The organism is Paraburkholderia guartelaensis (assembly GCF_004353905.1).
Classification (GTDB): domain Bacteria; phylum Pseudomonadota; class Gammaproteobacteria; order Burkholderiales; family Burkholderiaceae; genus Paraburkholderia; species Paraburkholderia guartelaensis.
Genome location: NZ_SMOD01000007.1, coordinates 105,174 through 122,182 on the forward strand (window position 1 = coordinate 105,174; position 17,009 = coordinate 122,182).

Genomic DNA, 17,009 nt, shown 5'->3' on the forward strand with positions numbered 1-17,009 from the left:
TAAGCCGTGTCGCTTAAAGGAGTCTTAAGTAGGCAGAAATCGCAATAATCGCGCAAACGCCCGCGCGGCGGGCATTTGCGGACGATTCGGACTCAGAATCGCACGTCCACGAGCAGGCCGCCGGCGGGCGAATCGCCGAGTGTGATGGTCGCGTCGTGCTGATCCGCGATTCGTCGCACGATAGCGAGCCCGAGTCCCGTGCCGGCGATATCGGTGCGCGCGCGGTTTGCACCCGCGCCCACGCGATAAAAGCGATCGAACACGCGCGCGCGCTCCTCCTCCGGGATGCCCGGCCCGCTGTCCGCGATGCGCACGCGCGGATGCCCATCGACGACGGCGAGGCTCACGTCCACGCGGCCGCCCGCGGGCGTGTATTTGGTCGCGTTGTCGAGCAGGTTGTTGAGCATCACGCGCAACGCATCGGCGTCGCCATGCACGCTCGCCGCCGCGCTTTCCTCGATACCGAGATCGACGCCGCGCTGCTGAGCGAGCGGCGCATAGTTGAGCACGCAATCATCGAGCAGCGCATGCAGATCGACGTTCTGCGCGCGCGCATGACCGTCGGGCTCGGAACGCGCGAGGGCGAGCAGCTGCTCGGCAAGACGCGTGGCGCGCGTCACGCCGGCCTGCAGATCGCCGAGCGCTTCGCGGCGCGTTTCGTCATCCTTTGCGCGCGCAACGAGTTGCGCCTGGATCTGCACGGCCGCGAGCGGCGTGCGCAACTCATGCGCGGCATCGGCAACGAAGGCCTTTTGCGTGTCGATGGCCTGCGCGAGACGTTCGAGCAGCGCGTTCAATGCATGCACGAGCGGCGTGACTTCGCGCGGCAAACGCTCTTCGGGCAGCGGGTCGAGCGCTTCAGGATGACGCGTATCGAGCGCGCGCGCGACGCGCGAGAGCGGCCTGAGCCCGCGCCCCACCATGATCCAGACCGCGATGCCGAGAAACGGCAGCACCACGATGAGCGGCCAGAGCGTGCGCAACGCGACGTTCGCGGCGAGCCGGTTGCGCACCGAAACGGGCTGCGCGAGCTGCACGACATTGTCGCCAACGATCGCGCCATACACGCGCCAGTCGCCGCGATCGGTGCGCTCCGTCGAAAAGCCGAGTTCCGCCCGCGGCGCGAGCGGCGCGCGCGGATGCGAGTAGTACATGAGCACGCCGTTGCGATTCCAGATCTGCAGCACGATGCCTTCGTCGCCCGTGTCGCGCGAACTGAGGATCTCGTTGAACGGCTCGGAGGGCAGCGCCTCGGCGATTTCCTGCAGCTGGTAGTCGAACAGCTCGTTGGCTTCGGCGAGCGCCTGGCGGTAGATCAGCCAGCCCGCGAGCCCCACGCCCGCGACGACGATCGCGAGCAGCCAGAACAGCAGTTGTCGTCGGATGGAACTCATCGGCTAACGGGGTCTCCCTGTCGATCCGGAGTTAGCGCTTTGGCGCTTACGCACTTGATTTCCTGCTTCATGCGTCTTTGGCGATCATGTAGCCGAGCCCGCGCACGTTGCGGATCAGATCGGCCCCGAGCTTCTTGCGCAGCGCGTGAATATAGACCTCGACAGTATTGCTGCCGATCTCCTCGCCCCAGCCGTACATCTTTTCTTCGAGCTGGGTTTTCGAGAGCACCGCGCCCGGACGCGCGAGCAGAGCTTCGAGCAGCGCGAATTCGCGCGCCGATAGAGCAACGGGCGAACCGTCCTGGGTGACCTGGTGCGAAGCCGGATCGAGCGTGATCGAGCCGTGGCGGATGGTCGAATCGCTGCGGCCCGCCTGGCGGCGGATCAGCGCGCGCATGCGTGCGCCCAGTTCGTCGAGATCGAAGGGCTTGATGAGGTAGTCGTCCGCGCCGGCGTCGAGCCCCTTCACGCGGTCGGCCACGGCGTCGCGCGCGGTGAGGATCAGCACGGGCAGCGCCGCGCCGCGCGCGCGCAGGGTGCGCAGCACGTCGAGACCGTCGCGTCGCGGCAGTCCGAGATCGAGCAGCATGAGATCGTAAGAATCCGCGCTCGCGGCCGAGAGGGCGGCGTCGCCGTCTTCGACCCAGTCGACCGCAAAGCCTTCGCCGCGCAGCGCCTTGCGCACGCCTTCGGCGATCATGCGGTCATCTTCGACTAGCAGTATGCGCATCGTAATGTTGGCCAGGCGGCGACGCTGCGCCGCGCTGCTTGAATGGATGACGATGCGTGCATTCTAGCGCCTGAACAGGGGCGCCGCGCCGCTGCGGCGCGCAGCCTGTCGCGATGCAATGGCGCGCGTTACGCACAGTGTTTGAACCACGCCACGCAATGTGCAACGTTTTCTTGCAGCAATGCGCGCATGCAGCGCGAGGTCTTTACAATGTGCGCTTTTGCGGCGCAAGACTCGTGATTCGGCCGCGATGCGCGCGTGCAGGCTTGTACAGTACGTTCAAGCGAGCGCATCGCGCGCGCACCACGAATCACACGCTGCCCTAATTTTCGCGCCCGCGCGCAGCAACGGAGAGTCCCCGCTTTCCGTGCGCCGCGCCCGGCCCAAGCACCGCCCCTGCACTCGCCCGAACGCTTTTCATGCTCCCCGCTTCGCTGTCCCGCCTACGCTCTTTGTTCAGACTGCCTGCCTCGCACACTGACCGCACGCATCTCGCCGCCGCCACACTGCGCCTGCCCCAACCGCTCGCCCTCGCACTGGCCTGCGCCACGCTCGCCGCAAGCTTCGCAGCAGCGCCGGCCGCGTACGCGCAGCCAGAAGGCGCGCGCATTCCCACGGTCAACGTGACCACCGTGCTGCCGCCCACCGTGATGGCGGGCCTCGAGCGCGCGCACGTGCCGCTTTCGTCGGTCAGCGTGGTGATCGAAAAGGTCGGCGACCGCCAGCCCAGCGTCGCCGTGAACGCCGGCCAGCCGATGATGCCCGCCTCGACGATGAAACTCGTCACGACGTGGAGCGGCCTCGCGATGCTCGGTCCCGACTATCGCTGGAAAACGAGCGCCTATACCGATGGCGAAGTCGATGCGAGCGGCACGCTGCACGGCAATCTCTACATCAAGGGCACAGGCGACCCGAAGCTCGTGCCCGAAGAGCTGATCGACCTCGTGCAGAAGATTCGCGCGGCGGGCGTCGCGCGCATCGATGGCGCACTCGTGCTCGACAAGAGCGAATTCGATCCGTCCACGCGCGACCTGCCCTCGTTCGACGGCGACGACAGCGCCCCCTACAACGTCGGCCCCGATCCGCTGATGTACGCGTTCAAGTCGGTCTCGTTCACTTTCTCGCCCTCCCGCCAGGGTGTCTCGATCGATGTGGTGCCGCCCGTTGCGCAGTGGCAGATCGACAACCAGATCCGCGAGCGCGCCGGCGCATGCGGCGGCATGCTGCCGAGCCCGCAGGTTTCGCCGGGCGGCAACGGCGTCGTCACCGCGAGCTTCGCGGGCAGCTACGCCATGCGCTGCGGCGAGCGTACGCTCAACATGGCCGCGCCGGTGGACCACAGCACGTTCTTCGCGGACGGCTTCCTCGCCCTCTGGCAGCAAACGGGCAGCAGCCTCTTCGCCACGCCGGCCGGCGCGGTGCGCGAAGGCGTCGTGCCGCCGCGCGCGCGTCTGCTCGCCGTGCACCAGAGCCCGCCGCTATCGGACGTCGTGCACGACATCAACAAATTCAGCAACAACGTGATGGCGCGCAATCTGTTCCTCACGCTCGGTGCCGTCGAGGGCAAACCGCCTGCGACCACGGCCAAGGCCGCCTCGGCCGTCAATACGTTCTTGCGCCGCAGCGGCCTGAACATGCCCGAACTCGTGCTCGACAACGGCTGCGGCCTCTCGCGCGAAGAGCACATCAGCGCACTGTCGCTCGCGAACCTGCTGCAGAACGCGAACGCGAGCCCGGTCGCGCAGGTGTTCATCGACTCGCTGCCGATCGTCGGCGTGGACGGCACGATGCGCAACCGCCTCACCAACGCGGGCGTGGAAGGCAACGCGCATATCAAGACGGGCACGCTGCGCGACGTGCGCGCCATCGCCGGCTACGTGGCGGCCGAGAACGGCGAGAGCTGGATTGTCGTGAGCCTCATCAACGATCCACGCGCCGAGGCCGCACGCGCCGCGCACGACGCGCTGCTCGAGTGGGTCTACAAGGGCATGCCCGAAGAGAAGCCCGTGTACGTCGAGCCGCACCCGAAGCGCGCAGCGAAGGAGTCGAAGGTTGCGAAGGCAACGCACAAGGCTCCGGCCCGGCGACGCGGCGCGCATTGACCGCGCGCTGGGCGCGCGCTGTCTGCACACGGCTTGCACGCTGTGTGCACGCCGGGCGGGCGCCCCGGACCTGTCCCCGTGCGCCTCGCCCGAGGCCGCCGCAGCGCGCCGGGCTCGAAGTTTTCCTCTAGCAAAGCCCCGCCCGTCCTGGGCCTGTGGCGTGTACTCTGGCGGGCAAAGGTCGGTAACGCATTGAAAGTTTTATCGTGCGTGTCCGGCCAACGAGCCGCGCACCCTGCGAACGCACACTAACGCGGCCAATACGATACGAGACTAGAACCGCCGCGCTGCCCACCAGCGCCGCCCACGGGACAAGGAGGACGACGTTCGTGCAGTTCGATGCGCAATGGCTGCTGCTCGCCCTCGCCCCCGTGTTTCTCGCCTGCATCGGCTGGGAAGCGTGGCATCTCTCCCGCACGCGGCCGCGCACTGCATCGAACGCTACCCCCGACAGCGCCCGCTACGCCTGGCCCGATACGCTGTGCAACGCCGCGCTCGCGCTCATGCACCAGGGCGCCGACAAGCTTGCGTGGCTCGTCGCGGTGCCCGTCTACGCCTACGTCTACCGGCACTTCCGGCTCGTTTCGTGGCAGCCGGGGCTCGTCGCGTGGTTCGCACTCTTTATTGCGCAGGACCTGCTCTACTACGTGTTTCACCGCGCGAGCCATCGCGTGCGCTGGCTCTGGGCCGCGCACGTCGTCCACCATTCGTCGGAGCGCCTGAACCTTTCGACGGCGTTTCGCCAGAGCCTCATGTACCCCGTGGCGGGCATGTGGCTGTTCTGGATTCCGCTCGCCATGCTCGGCTTCACGCCGGAGCAGATCGTCGCGATCGTGCTCGTCAATCTCGCGTTCCAGTTCTTCGTGCACACCCAGGCGATCGGCAAGCTCGGCTGGCTCGAATACGTCTTCAACACGCCTTCGATGCATCGCGTCCATCACGCGCGCAACGCGCGCTATATCGATCGCAATTACGCGGGTGTGCTCGCGATCTGGGACCGCCTGTTCGGCAGCTATGTCGAGGAAGACGCGCACGACGCGCCCGATTACGGCATCGTCAAGCCGCTTGCGTCGTGCAATCCGCTCAAGGCGACGTTTCATGAATGGTTCGCGATGGCGCGGGACTTCGCTCGCATGCCCGACTGGCGGTCGCGTTTCGCCGCGCTTTTCGCGCCGCCCGATTGGTGCGAGCGCCACGACGCGCTGGGCCTCGCATCCGTGACGGCGCCGGCGACACCCGCGGGAACGCGCTACGGCGTGCCGGAAAACAACACCGAGGGTGAGTTCGGGTCGCGCAATAGCTGAGAGATTGCGTAGTCTGTCGGCCTTGGCCCTGACCCTGGGGCAGCAGCACGCAGGGGGTTGCATGCAAGGCCGGCGATCGAGAAAAACATCGACAACGGGGCAGCCGCTCGTGCCACGAGCACCCGTTGCATGAGTAGGCAAGCATGGCATCAAAGGCCACACACAGAGGAGATGAAGTGAATATGAAGCATCAAGGACCGAGACACCGTACGCTGTTGCGCGCCACCCAGATCGCTGCCGCGAGCGCCGCCTTTGCGCTGCTCGCCGCCTGCGGTGGTGGCAGCAGTGGGAACAACAACGCGAGCACGCCGCCGCCCGGAGGCGTGAATCTGCAGGTCGTATCGTTTGGCGACAGCCTTTCGGATGTCGGCACCTACGCGAAGAACATCCTGCCGGGATTCGGCGGCGGCCGGTTCACCACGAATCCTGGCGAAGTCTGGACGCAGAAGGTCGCCGAGTACTACGGCGGCACGCTCACGCCAGCCTATCAAGGCGGCTTCGGCGCCGCGCTCACGGCCACGGGCGGCATGGGCTACGCGCAAGGCGGCTCGAACGTGAGCGCATCGTATCCGGAAGGTGAAGGCTGGGCGCCCGGCAATGCGGCCGCGACCACGGTGCCGGTGGCGACTCAGGTGAGCAACTACCTGAGCGCTAACAAGAGCTTTAACGCGAACCAACTCGTGCTGATCGACGGTGGCGCAAACGACATCTTCGCGTTCGCGACCACCGCAAACTTGACCGCGCTCGGCGACGCGCTGACCGCGGCGGCGACGGCGGCGGCACAGGCGGGGACCCCGCTCACGCAGACGCAGCAGGTCGAGTTCATCGCCAACTACCTGCTGAACAACAGCGCGCAGATCGCGGCGTCAGCCAGCGCGCTCGCGACGCAGGTCGGGACCATCCTCGCCGCGGGCGGCAAGCACGTCGTACTTATGACGGTGCCCGACATCGGCCAGACGCCCCTCGGCGTTGCCGCGAACGCGACCTCGCCGGGTGCCGCATCGCTTCTGACCGGCATCAGCGCGGCCTACAACGCCATCGTCGCTGGGGCACTTGCGCAAGCGGGTATTGCGAACAACGTGATCGTCGCCGATGCGTTCACTTGGTTCGACCAGTTGCTGCCGGCCTATCAATCGAACGGCTTCACCGTCTCGAACACGGGCACGGCCTGCAACCTCGCACAGATGCAGGCGTCGGCCACAGCATACGCACAGCAGAACCCGTCGGTGCTCGTAAGCGGCATGACCGCGGCACAATACGGTGCGCAGTTCGCCTCGTCGTTGTTTTGCTCGCCGCAGACCTACACGGTCGCCAATGCCGATCAGACCTACATCTTCGCCGACTCGGTCCACCCGACCACGCATACGCACGCGCTGTTCGCGCAATACGTCGAAGGGTTGGTCGCGAAGTCAGGCGTGGGCAAGTAAGCGCACTTCGGAGCTTTCTTTAAGGCGCAAAAAACCCGGCTCGAGAGCCGGGTTTTTTGTGACGGCAAACGTAGCACGCGTCGCGACGAGCCCCCTACTGCTGCGCCTCGAACGCCGCCGCCGCCCGCCCCAGCCGGTCATTGACCGCGATCCACTCGATCGTCTCCGGCAGTTTCTCGATGAGAATGCGCGAGACATTCGCGCGATCGAGCGCGCGCAGCAAGCCATACAGCTCACGCGCGTATTCCTGCGGCTCTTCCGGCGCGGTGACGAAGTGCACGCCCTGGGCCTGCGCCCAATCGCCCGCGCGCGAGGCGCGCGCCACGAGCGCCACCGTTTCACCCGCATCACGCGCCGCCGCAAGCAGCGGTTCCAGCGCCTCGAACGGCAACAGCGCGAGCGGCGTGCGCGGCGCGTAATGCGCCTTGAGCGTGCCTGAAGCGCGCGGCGTCGTGGCGTCCGAACCATCGGGCAAACGCGGCGCCTCGCCCAGCACGCGTGCGATGTCGTGCGGCGTCACGTGGCCGGGCCGCAGCAACGCGGGAAATCCGCGCGAGAGATCGAGAATCGTCGATTCGATACCCACGTCGCATGCGCCGCCGTCGAGCACATGCACCGCTGCGCCGAATTCGTCGCGCACGTGCTGCGCCGTCGTCGGGCTCACATGGCCGAAGCGGTTCGCCGACGGCGCCGCCACACCGCCATTGCCGCCGCGACGGGCAGAAAACGCCGCCAGCAACTTCTGCGCGACCGGATGCGACGGGCAGCGCAGCCCCACCGAATCCTGGCCGCCGCTCACGGCGTCGGGAATGCGTTCGTGGCGCTTGACGATCAGCGTGAGCGGGCCGGGCCAGAATGCATCGACGAGCTTTTGCGCCGCCTCGGGCCACTCTGCGGCCCAGTACTGCGGGTCGCCGCCCGGCGGCAAGTGCACGATCACCGGATGGTTCGCCGGCCGCCCTTTGGCCGCGTAGATGCGAGCGACCGCCTCGGGGCTCGCCGCATCGCCGCCCAGACCGTAGACGGTCTCGGTCGGGAACGCGACCAGCTCGCCCGCGTCGAGCAGCGCGGCAGCGTGCTCGATGTCGGCATCGGTCAGAGTCGGCGCGCCATCGTGCGGCGCGTTCTGCTGATCGGACATGATGCGGCTCAACCTCAGCTCGTGGCGATGTGCAGCAGGCGCGCGCAGTCGCGTGCGGCCGCGCGCGCTTCGTCGAGCGTCGGCGCAGTGAAGTTCACGTGGCCCATCTTGCGGCCCGGACGCGCTTCTTCCTTGCCGTACAGATGCAGGCGCGCCGCCGGCATCGCAGCCACCTGGTCCCACGGCGGCGTGACGGGCGCGGCGCCCTTCTGGGGCTTCGCCTCGCCCACGGCGCAGGGGAACCAGACGTCGCCGAGAATGTTCAGCATCACGGCCGGCGAGTGCTGGCGCGTGTCGCCGAGCGGCATGGCCGTCATGGCGCGCACCTGCTGCTCGAACTGGCTCGTTGCGCACGCATCGGTCGTGTAGTGACCCGAGTTGTGCGGGCGCGGCGCCATTTCGTTGGCGACGAGCGAGCCGTCTTCGAGGATGAAGAACTCCACGCACAGCACGCCCACATAGCCGAGCTTCGCCGCGATCTGGATCGCGGCCTGCTGAGCCTGCTGCACGAGCGCCGGGCTTGCGTCCGGAGCGGGCACGATGGTGTGCGACAGCACGCCGTTGCGGTGGGTGTTCTGCGCGAGCGGATAAACCGCGGCCTGGCCGTTCGTGCCACGCGCGATCAGCGCGCTCACCTCGAACTTCAGCGGCAGGCGTTTTTCGAGCACGCACGGCACGCCGCCGAGCGACGCATGCGCCTCACGCACTTCTTCGGCGTTGGAGACACGAATCTGGCCTTTGCCGTCGTAGCCCATGCGCGCGGTCTTGAGAATGCCCGGCAGCACGGCGGCGAGCGCCGTGTCGTCGATGCCGGCGAGCGCCTGCGACGACTCGATCACCACGTGCGGCGCGACCGGCACGCCGGCCGCCGCGATAAAGCGCTTCTCGGCGATGCGGTCCTGCGCCACCGCCACGCAGCGCCCGGCCGGGCTCACGAAGGTCGATTTCGCGAGCGCGTCGAGGCTCGCCGCGGGCACGTTCTCGAACTCGGTCGAGATGGCCGCGCACAGGCGCGAGAGTTCGGTAAGCGCGGCTTCGTCGTCGTACGCGGCGCAGATGTGGCGGTCGGCCACGGTGCCCGCGGGACTCGTCGCGTCGGGATCGAGCACGGCGACGCGGTAGCCCATCGCCTGCGCGGCAAAGCAGAACATGCGGCCGAGCTGGCCGCCACCCACCATGCCCAGCCAGGCGCCGGGCAGGATCGGTGAAACCGGTGAATTGTCAGGAGTCATCTTCGTGGTCGGCCGCGGGGTGGCCGCGGCGCGTGGGGACAATCAAAGCGGGACGATCAAAGCGGGGGCAGCACCATGGCGTGCGCCGCTTCGTTCTGGCGCACACGGAAGGCCGCGAGCTTGTTCGCGTATTCGGTGTTGGTCACGCTCAGGATCGAGACGGCGAAAAGCGCCGCATTGGCCGCGCCCGCCTCGCCGATGGCGAAGGTCGCGACCGGCACGCCCTTGGGCATCTGCACGATCGAGTGGAGCGAATCCACGCCCTTCAGATATTTGCTGACAGCCGGCACGCCCAGCACGGGCACCGTGGTCTTGGCCGCCAGCATGCCCGGCAGGTGCGCCGCGCCGCCCGCGCCCGCGATGATCGCGCGCAGGCCGCGCTCGCGCGCCTTTTCCGCGTACTCGAACATCTCGTCGGGCATGCGGTGCGCCGAAACCACCTTGGCCTCGTACGCGACGCCGAACTCCTGCAGGATCGCGACCGCGTGCTTCATCGTGTCCCAGTCGGAGCTGGAGCCCATCAACACGCCGACGAGCGGCGCCGCATGCTGGTGAGCCGTCTGAACTTCGCTCATTGTGCTTCCTTCTTCCCTCTTCTCGCTCATGCGAGCTTTTGACCCGTGAGACGCTCGAGCGCCTCCTGATACTTCGCCGACGTTTTGGCGATCACTTCGTCGGGCAGCTTCGGCGCCGGCGGCTCCTTCTTCCAGTCCTGGGTTTCGAGCCAGTCGCGCACGAACTGCTTGTCGAACGACGGCGGGTTCGAGCCCACCTGATACTGGTCGGCCGGCCAGAAGCGCGACGAGTCGGCGGTGAGCGCCTCGTCCATCAGATACAGCTGGCCGTGGTTGTCGAGACCGAATTCGAACTTCGTGTCGGCGATGATGATGCCGCGCGTGGCCGCATAGTCGGCGGCTTCCTTGTACAGCTTGATCGAAATTTCCTTGATGGTGCGCGACAGCTCGGTGCCGATGCGGCGCTCCATCTCTTCGTACGTGATGTTCTCGTCGTGGTGGCCCATTTCGGCCTTGGCCGCCGGCGTGAAGATCGGCTCGGGCAGCTTTTGGGCGTTCTCCAGGCCCGCCGGCAGTTCGACGCCGCACACGGCGCCCGTTGCCTGATAGTCCTTCCAGCCGCTGCCGGCCAGATAACCGCGCACCACGGCCTCCACGAGGATCGGCTCGAGGCGCTTCACCACGACGGCGCGGCCCTTGACCTGCTCGACTTCGTCGGCGGCCACGACCGTTTCAGGCGCGACGCCCGTGAGGTGGTTCGGCACGACGTGCTTGAGCTTTTCGAACCAGAAGTCGGCCATCTGGTTGAGCACCTCGCCCTTGCGCGGAATCGGCTCGCCCATGATGACGTCGAACGCCGACAGACGGTCGGTGGTGACGATCAGCAGCTTGTCGTTGCCCACGGCATAGTTGTCGCGGACCTTGCCGCGGCCGAGAAGCGGCAGCGAGCGGAGCGTGGATTCGTAGAGGGTAGACATCGTCGTGATTCGCTAAAAGGACAATCGAAACGGAGGCGGGTTCGGTCCAGAATCGCGGTTGCAACCGCGCGAGGAAACCGTAAAACCGAAGGTAATGCGAGGGTAAACCAAAAACTGGCAAATTTCCCAGAAAAGCCCATCGCCGTTCCCCCAAAACAGGCGGAAACGGCGATGTTTTGCTACTCAAGGCGCGGTGCGCCTGGCACAGAAGCCCGCTTAGCGAACGATCTGCGCGAATTCGCCCGACTTGTACTTCTCGGCGATCTTGTCGAGCGCGACCGGCTTGATCTTGCCAGCCTGGCCTTCCGAGCCGAACGCGAGGAAGCGGTCCACGCACACCTTCTTCGCGGCTTCGCGAGCCGGCTTCAGGTAGTCGCGCGGGTCGAACTTCGACGGGTTTTCATACATATAGCGACGGATCGCGCCCGTGATCGCCAGACGCAGGTCGGTGTCGATGTTGATCTTGCGCACGCCGTGACGGATGCCTTCCTGGATCTCTTCCACCGGCACGCCGTACGTTTCCTTCATGTCGCCGCCGAATTCGCGGATCTCGGCCAGCAGTTCCTGCGGCACCGACGACGAACCGTGCATCACGAGGTGCGTATTCGGAATGCGCGCGTGGATTTCCTTGATGCGCTGGATCGACAGGATGTCGCCTGTGGGCTTCTTGGAGAACTTGTACGCGCCGTGCGAGGTGCCGATGGCGATGGCCAGCGCATCGCACTGCGTGAGCTTCACGAAGTCGGCGGCCTGCTCCGGGTCCGTCAGGAGCTGCTCGCGCGTCATGGTGCCTTCGGCGCCGTGACCGTCTTCCTTGTCGCCCTTCATCGTTTCCAGCGAACCGAGCACGCCCAGTTCCGCTTCGACCGTCACGCCGATCGAGTGCGCCATTTCGACGACCTTGCGCGAGACTTCGACGTTGTACTCGTACGATGCGACCGTCTTGCCGTCGGCTTCGAGCGAGCCGTCCATCATCACGCTGGTGAAACCGCTGCGGATCGCTGCCATGCAGACCGCCGGCGACTGGCCGTGGTCCTGGTGCATCACGACCGGAATATGCGGATACGACTCGACCGCGGCTTCGATCAGGTGGCGCAGGAAGGGCTCACCCGCGTACTTACGCGCGCCGGCCGATGCCTGCATGATCACCGGCGAACCGACCTGGTTCGCGGCTTCCATGATCGCCTGGACCTGTTCCAGGTTGTTCACGTTGAACGCGGGCAGGCCATAACCGTGTTCAGCCGCGTGGTCGAGCAGTTGACGCATTGATACGAGAGGCATTGTTGCTACTCCTTTGATTTGAAACGAATCTCTTCTGCCGCCGGCTGTCTTGCGCAGCCGGTCGAGGGCGGCCTGGCAGCCGCCGCCCGCGTGACCTGCCGCGGGCTCGATGGCGTGATTTTATCGCGAAGCGCGTCCGTTCCCGGCGCCAGGCACGTAACTGGCATGAAATTGGCGTATCGGAGCGTCAAAACCGCGGGAGGGTGCAAAAAGAGTTGACAGCCCGCGCGTCGTTTCTACGGCGTACGGGCTGCAATTGCGGGGAAAAGGCGTCTAAATGGCACCGATCTGGCGCCGAACTGATACCAGTGTGATACCAGTTGGTCACCTCGGGCGCCGAGCGCATTTATTTTCGGGAGTCGCGAAAATAAAGCGAAAAAAATCGCCGCGAGATGACCGCACCGAAGTTAGAGCACGTCGCCGACGCGCACGATCTTCAGCGTGTTCGTGCCGCCCGGCTGCCCCATCGGCTCGCCCACGGTCAGCACGACCATGTCGCCGCGCGACGCGTAGCCCTTGCTCACCACCACCTCGATGGCTTGCTGGAGCGCCGTGTCGCGGTCGCTGCTCGTGTCGAGGTGCAGCGGCGTGACATTGCGGTACAGCGACATGGCGCGTTCGCTGCCCGCGCGCGGCGTGAGCGCGAAGATCGGCACATGGGTCCAGTGGCGCGACATCCAGAGCGCGGTCGAGCCCGACTCCGTGAGCGCGACGATCGCCTTCGCGCCCAGGTGATAGGCCGTGAACAGCGCGCCCATGGCGATCGACTGGTCGATGCGCGTGAAGGTGCGGTCGAGGAAATCCTTGTCCAGCTCGGATTGCTCCGACTTCTCCGCTTCCAGACAGATCGCGGCCATGGCCTCGATGGTCTGCACCGGGTACTTGCCCGCCGCCGATTCGGCCGAGAGCATCACCGCGTCCGTGCCGTCGAGCACCGCGTTGGCGACGTCCGAGACTTCGGCGCGCGTGGGCACCGGCGCGTGGATCATCGACTCCATCATCTGCGTGGCCGTGATGACGAGCTTGTTCGAGTCGCGCGCCATGCGGATCATGCGCTTTTGCAGCGCCGGCACGGCGGCGTTGCCCACTTCCACGGCCAGGTCGCCGCGCGCGACCATGATGCCGTCCGACGAGTCGAGGATTTCCTGCAGCGCCGGAATCGCTTCGGCGCGCTCGATCTTCGCGATCATCTTCGGCTTGATGCCGTACGGCGCGCCCGCGATGTTCGCGAGCTGACGCGCCATTTCCATGTCGGTGGCGTTCTTCGGGAACGACACGGCGACGAAGTCCGCGCCGAGCGACATGGCCGTGCGGATGTCTTCCATGTCCTTCGCGGTGAGCGCGGGCGCCGTGAGGCCGCCGCCCTGGCGGTTGATGCCCTTGTTGTTCGACAGGTCGCCGCCCACGCGCACGACCGTGTGGATCTCGCTGCCGATCACACGTGCGACGTCGAGCACGATCAGGCCGTCGTTGAGCAACAGGATGTCGCCCGGCTTCAGGTCGCGCGGCAGGTCCTTGTAGTCGAGACCGACGCGCTCGTCATTGCCGAGCTCGCATTCGGCGTCGAGGATGAACGGATGGCCCGGCTCGAGCGTCGTCTTGCCATTCTCGAATTTGCCGACGCGAATCTTCGGGCCTTGCAGGTCCGCCATGATCGCAACTTCGCGGCCAGCCTGGCGGGCGCAGTCCCGCACCATTTCAGCACGCTGACGATGGTCGTCGGCGGTGCCGTGCGAAAAGTTGAGGCGCACCACGTCCAGTCCTGCGCGGATCATTTTCAGCAGGATGTCCGGCGTGCTGGAAGCCGGACCGATGGTGGCGACAATCTTGGTGGCGCGATGCATGAGTCTCCTCGTCTGGATAGGATCGCTGGGAAAACCGTTGCTGCGAGAAGTGCTGGCCGGCTGCGCCGCGGGTGCGGATGCGCCGGAACGCGCACCGGGTGTACCCGGCGTCGCTTTCTTGGAGGACGCCGCGGGGCTCGCTTGAGCCGCTGCGGCGCTATCTACATGCGTAGTCGTATTCGATGCGGGCGTGGCTGTGCGCCCTGTCGGATTCTGTGCGGCTGTCGATTCAGCAGTCGACTGCGTCGCCGCAATGTCCACTTCGGCAGCGGCGGCGACGGGCGTCGCGTCCGCCCTCGCCTGATCCGTCTCTGCCTGGGGCGCTGCGCGCCCCGTCTGTTTTGCTGCGGCCCCGGCTGCGCTGCGCGACTTCTGTGCGCCTGCACGAGGAAGTTTGCTCATGGCCTTCCCGGCCGGGGCGCGCGGCGCCACTTAGCCGGCCGCCCGCGTTTCGAGCATTTCGACCGCCGGCAGCTTCTTGCCTTCGAGGAACTCGAGGAAGGCGCCGCCGCCGGTGGAGATATAGCTGACCTTGTCGGCAATGTTGTACTTCGCGATGGCCGCGAGCGTGTCGCCGCCGCCGGCGATCGAGAACGCGCCCGAATTGGCGATTGCATCAGCGAGCGTCTTCGTGCCGTTGCCGAACTGGTCGAACTCGAACACGCCGACCGGGCCGTTCCACACGATCGTGCCGGCCTGCGCGAGCTGCGCGGCGAGCGCGTTGGCGGTGACGGGACCGATGTCGAGGATCATGTCGTCGTCGGCCACGTCGGCCACGTTCTTCGTCTCGGCCTTGGCCGTCGGCGAAAATTCCTTGGCAGTCACGACGTCGGTCGGGATCGGCACCGAAGCGCCGCGGGCGCGCGCCGCGTCGATGATGGCCTTCGCGTCGTCCACGAGATCGGCTTCGGCGAGCGACTTGCCGATCTTCAGGCCGGCAGCCAGCATGAACGTGTTGGCGATGCCGCCGCCGACGATCAGCTGGTCGACCTTCTCGGCCAGCGACTTGAGGATGGTGAGCTTGGTCGAGACCTTCGAGCCCGCCACGATCGCCACCAGCGGACGCTTGGGCGCGCCGAGCGCCTTGCCGAGCGCGTCGAGTTCGGCCGCGAGCAGCGGGCCCGCGCAGGCGACGCTCGCGTACTTCGCGATGCCGTAGGTCGTGGCTTCGGCGCGATGGGCGGTGCCGAACGCGTCGTTCACGTAGATATCGCAGAGCTTCGCCATCTTTTGCGAAAGCTCGTCCGAATTCTTCTTCTCGCCCTTGTTGACGCGGCAGTTTTCGAGCAGCACCACGTTACCCGGCTCGACGTTCACGCCGTTTTCAACCCAGTTCGCGACCAGCGGCACGTCGCGGCCGAGCAGTTCGGCCAGACGCTTCGCGACAGGCGCGAGGGAGTCTTCGGGCTTGAATTCGCCTTCGGTCGGGCGGCCCAGGTGGGAGGTGACCATGACGGCCGCGCCGGCGTCGAGTGCGGCCTTGATGGCCGGCACGGAGGCGCGCACGCGGGTGTCTTCGGTGATGTTGCCGTTGTCGTCCTGCGGCACGTTCAGGTCGGCGCGGATGAATACGCGCTTGCCCTTCAATTTGCCTTCGGAGATCAGATCGGAAAGACGCAGAACCTTGTTCATGGGCATGTCATCTTGATGGTGGGAAGGCGGTGGCAAGGCGATGCGGCGCCGCGGGCCGTATTTTGGCGCGGCAACACGTGCGTGGCGGCACGGCGCGGGATCCGGGTTTGAACGCTGTCTCGGGTCGCGGCTCCATGTCGCTGCTCGTCGCTGGCACGAGCCGGCATCGAATTGCGAGATCGGTATTTTAGCTGATAGCCAGGACGATCTGAGACGTGTCCAGGCGAATCTCCCGTATTTGGGCAGACGCTGCTCGCCGGGCGGGCGTTCGCGCGATTTGCTGCATCGCAGCATAGGTTCGGCCTGAAAAAAATTCAGCCGGAGCCGGCGCCGATCGACCCTAAAATCGCCCGAAAAGCCCGCCCCGCGTGCCCGCGGGCGCGCTGGAAGCCGACAAATGACGCTAAAATAATCGTCTTTGCCAACCGCAGCCACGCGGCACGCGGCGAGGCCCGCTGTATAAGCCGATATTTACTGCACTTGTCTGGAGAATCGTATGTCAATGGCCGACCGCGACGGCAAGATCTGGATGGACGGCAAGCTGATTGATTGGCGCGACGCCAACATTCACGTGCTGACCCATACGCTGCACTACGGCATGGGTGTTTTCGAAGGCGTACGCGCCTATCAGACTGCCGACGGCAGCACCGCCATCTTCCGCCTCGCCGAGCACACCAAGCGTCTGCTCAATTCGGCCAAGATTTTCCAGATGGACGTGCCGTTCGACGCAAAGACGCTCGCCGATGCGCAGCTCGAAGTCGTGCGCGCGAACAAGCTCGAGTCGTGCTACATCCGCCCGATCATCTGGGTCGGCTCGGAAAAGCTCGGCGTTTCGGCCAAGGGCAACACCATTCACGTGGCCATCGCCGCGTGGCCGTGGGGCGCCTATCTCGGCGAAGACGGCCTCGCCAGGGGCATCCGCGTGAAGACGTCGTCGTTCACGCGCCATCACGTGAACGTGTCGATGGTGCGCGCCAAGGCTTCGGGCTGGTACGTGAACTCGATCCTCGCCAACCAGGAAGCCACCGCCGACGGCTACGACGAAGCGCTCCTGCTCGACGTGGACGGCTATGTCTCGGAAGGCTCGGGCGAGAACTTCTTCCTCGTGAACAACGGCAAGCTGTACACGCCCGACCTCTCGTCGTGCCTCGACGGCATCACGCGCGACACCGTCATCACGCTCGCGCGCGACATGGGCATTCCCGTGATCGAGAAGCGCATCACGCGTGACGAGGTGTACACCTGCGACGAAGCGTTCTTCACCGGCACCGCCGCCGAAGTCACGCCGATCCGCGAGCTCGACAACCGCACCATCGGCAGCGGCTCGCGCGGCCCGGTCACGGAGAAGCTGCAATCGGCCTTCTTCGACGTGGTTTCGGGCAAGAATGACAAGTACGCGCACTGGCTCGCGAAGGTCTAAGACAAAAAGG

Annotated in this window: 13 protein-coding genes; 4 read left to right on the plus strand and 9 right to left on the minus strand. The window is 66.2% G+C overall.

Features of this window, described 5'->3' with window-relative positions; genetic code table 11:
• Nucleotides 1–92 precede the first annotated feature (92 nt).
• Together E1N52_RS11225 and E1N52_RS11230 are read right to left on the minus strand one after the other, a co-directional pair.
• On the minus strand, nt 93–1,394 hold the full coding sequence (locus tag E1N52_RS11225) for an ATP-binding protein (RefSeq protein ID WP_133182793.1): 1,302 nt from the start codon (nt 1,392–1,394) through the stop codon (nt 93–95).
• Nucleotides 1,395–1,461: 67 nt separating this feature from the next.
• Nucleotides 1,462–2,124 carry a response regulator gene (locus E1N52_RS11230; RefSeq protein WP_028205939.1) on the minus strand — a complete coding sequence of 221 codons (663 nt, stop codon included), beginning with the start codon at nt 2,122–2,124 and terminating at the stop codon, nt 1,462–1,464.
• Nucleotides 2,125–2,543: 419 nt separating this feature from the next.
• Here E1N52_RS11230 and dacB point away from each other — a divergent pair, with 419 nt between their 5' ends.
• The 3 genes from dacB to E1N52_RS11245 all read left to right on the plus strand — a co-directional run bounded on the left by dacB (nt 2,544) and on the right by E1N52_RS11245 (nt 6,957).
• Nucleotides 2,544–4,226, plus strand: a complete 1,683-nt coding sequence (gene dacB / locus E1N52_RS11235; protein ID WP_133182795.1) for a D-alanyl-D-alanine carboxypeptidase/D-alanyl-D-alanine endopeptidase — start codon at nt 2,544–2,546, stop codon at nt 4,224–4,226.
• Between the two features lie 329 nt (nt 4,227–4,555).
• On the plus strand, nt 4,556–5,530 hold the full coding sequence (locus E1N52_RS11240; RefSeq protein ID WP_133182797.1) for a sterol desaturase family protein: 975 nt from the start codon (nt 4,556–4,558) through the stop codon (nt 5,528–5,530).
• Between the two features lie 182 nt (nt 5,531–5,712).
• A complete protein-coding gene (locus E1N52_RS11245; RefSeq protein ID WP_133182799.1) occupies nt 5,713–6,957 on the plus strand; it encodes an SGNH/GDSL hydrolase family protein in 1,245 nt (414 codons plus the stop codon).
• A gap of 94 nt (nt 6,958–7,051) precedes the next feature.
• On the opposite strand, the gene E1N52_RS11250 is transcribed toward E1N52_RS11245, so the two are convergent.
• From E1N52_RS11250 to E1N52_RS11280, 7 genes are all read right to left on the minus strand, one after another.
• Complete coding sequence (locus E1N52_RS11250) at nt 7,052–8,098, minus strand: L-threonylcarbamoyladenylate synthase (protein ID WP_133182801.1); 1,047 nt, start codon at nt 8,096–8,098, stop codon at nt 7,052–7,054.
• Between the two features lie 14 nt (nt 8,099–8,112).
• Nucleotides 8,113–9,330 carry a 5-(carboxyamino)imidazole ribonucleotide synthase gene (locus E1N52_RS11255; protein ID WP_133182803.1) on the minus strand — a complete coding sequence of 406 codons (1,218 nt, stop codon included), beginning with the start codon at nt 9,328–9,330 and terminating at the stop codon, nt 8,113–8,115.
• A gap of 56 nt (nt 9,331–9,386) precedes the next feature.
• On the minus strand, nt 9,387–9,905 hold the full coding sequence (gene purE, locus E1N52_RS11260) for a 5-(carboxyamino)imidazole ribonucleotide mutase (RefSeq protein WP_028205944.1): 519 nt from the start codon (nt 9,903–9,905) through the stop codon (nt 9,387–9,389).
• Nucleotides 9,906–9,931: 26 nt separating this feature from the next.
• Nucleotides 9,932–10,822, minus strand: coding sequence for a phosphoribosylaminoimidazolesuccinocarboxamide synthase (locus tag E1N52_RS11265; RefSeq protein WP_133182805.1), 891 nt, complete (start codon nt 10,820–10,822; stop codon nt 9,932–9,934).
• Nucleotides 10,823–11,038: 216 nt separating this feature from the next.
• Nucleotides 11,039–12,103, minus strand: a complete 1,065-nt coding sequence (gene fba, locus E1N52_RS11270) for a class II fructose-bisphosphate aldolase (protein WP_133182807.1) — start codon at nt 12,101–12,103, stop codon at nt 11,039–11,041.
• A 407-nt stretch (nt 12,104–12,510) separates the two neighbouring features.
• Nucleotides 12,511–13,947 carry a pyruvate kinase gene (gene pyk, locus E1N52_RS11275; RefSeq protein WP_133182809.1) on the minus strand — a complete coding sequence of 479 codons (1,437 nt, stop codon included), beginning with the start codon at nt 13,945–13,947 and terminating at the stop codon, nt 12,511–12,513.
• 432 nt (nt 13,948–14,379) lie between these two features.
• Nucleotides 14,380–15,579 (minus strand): phosphoglycerate kinase, encoded by a 1,200-nt coding sequence (locus E1N52_RS11280; RefSeq protein ID WP_133182811.1) that lies wholly within the window; start codon nt 15,577–15,579, stop codon nt 14,380–14,382.
• 496 nt (nt 15,580–16,075) lie between these two features.
• Here E1N52_RS11280 and E1N52_RS11285 point away from each other — a divergent pair, with 496 nt between their 5' ends.
• Nucleotides 16,076–16,999 (plus strand): branched-chain amino acid transaminase, encoded by a 924-nt coding sequence (locus E1N52_RS11285; protein ID WP_133182812.1) that lies wholly within the window; start codon nt 16,076–16,078, stop codon nt 16,997–16,999.
• The last annotated feature ends 10 nt before the right edge of the window (nt 17,000–17,009 follow it).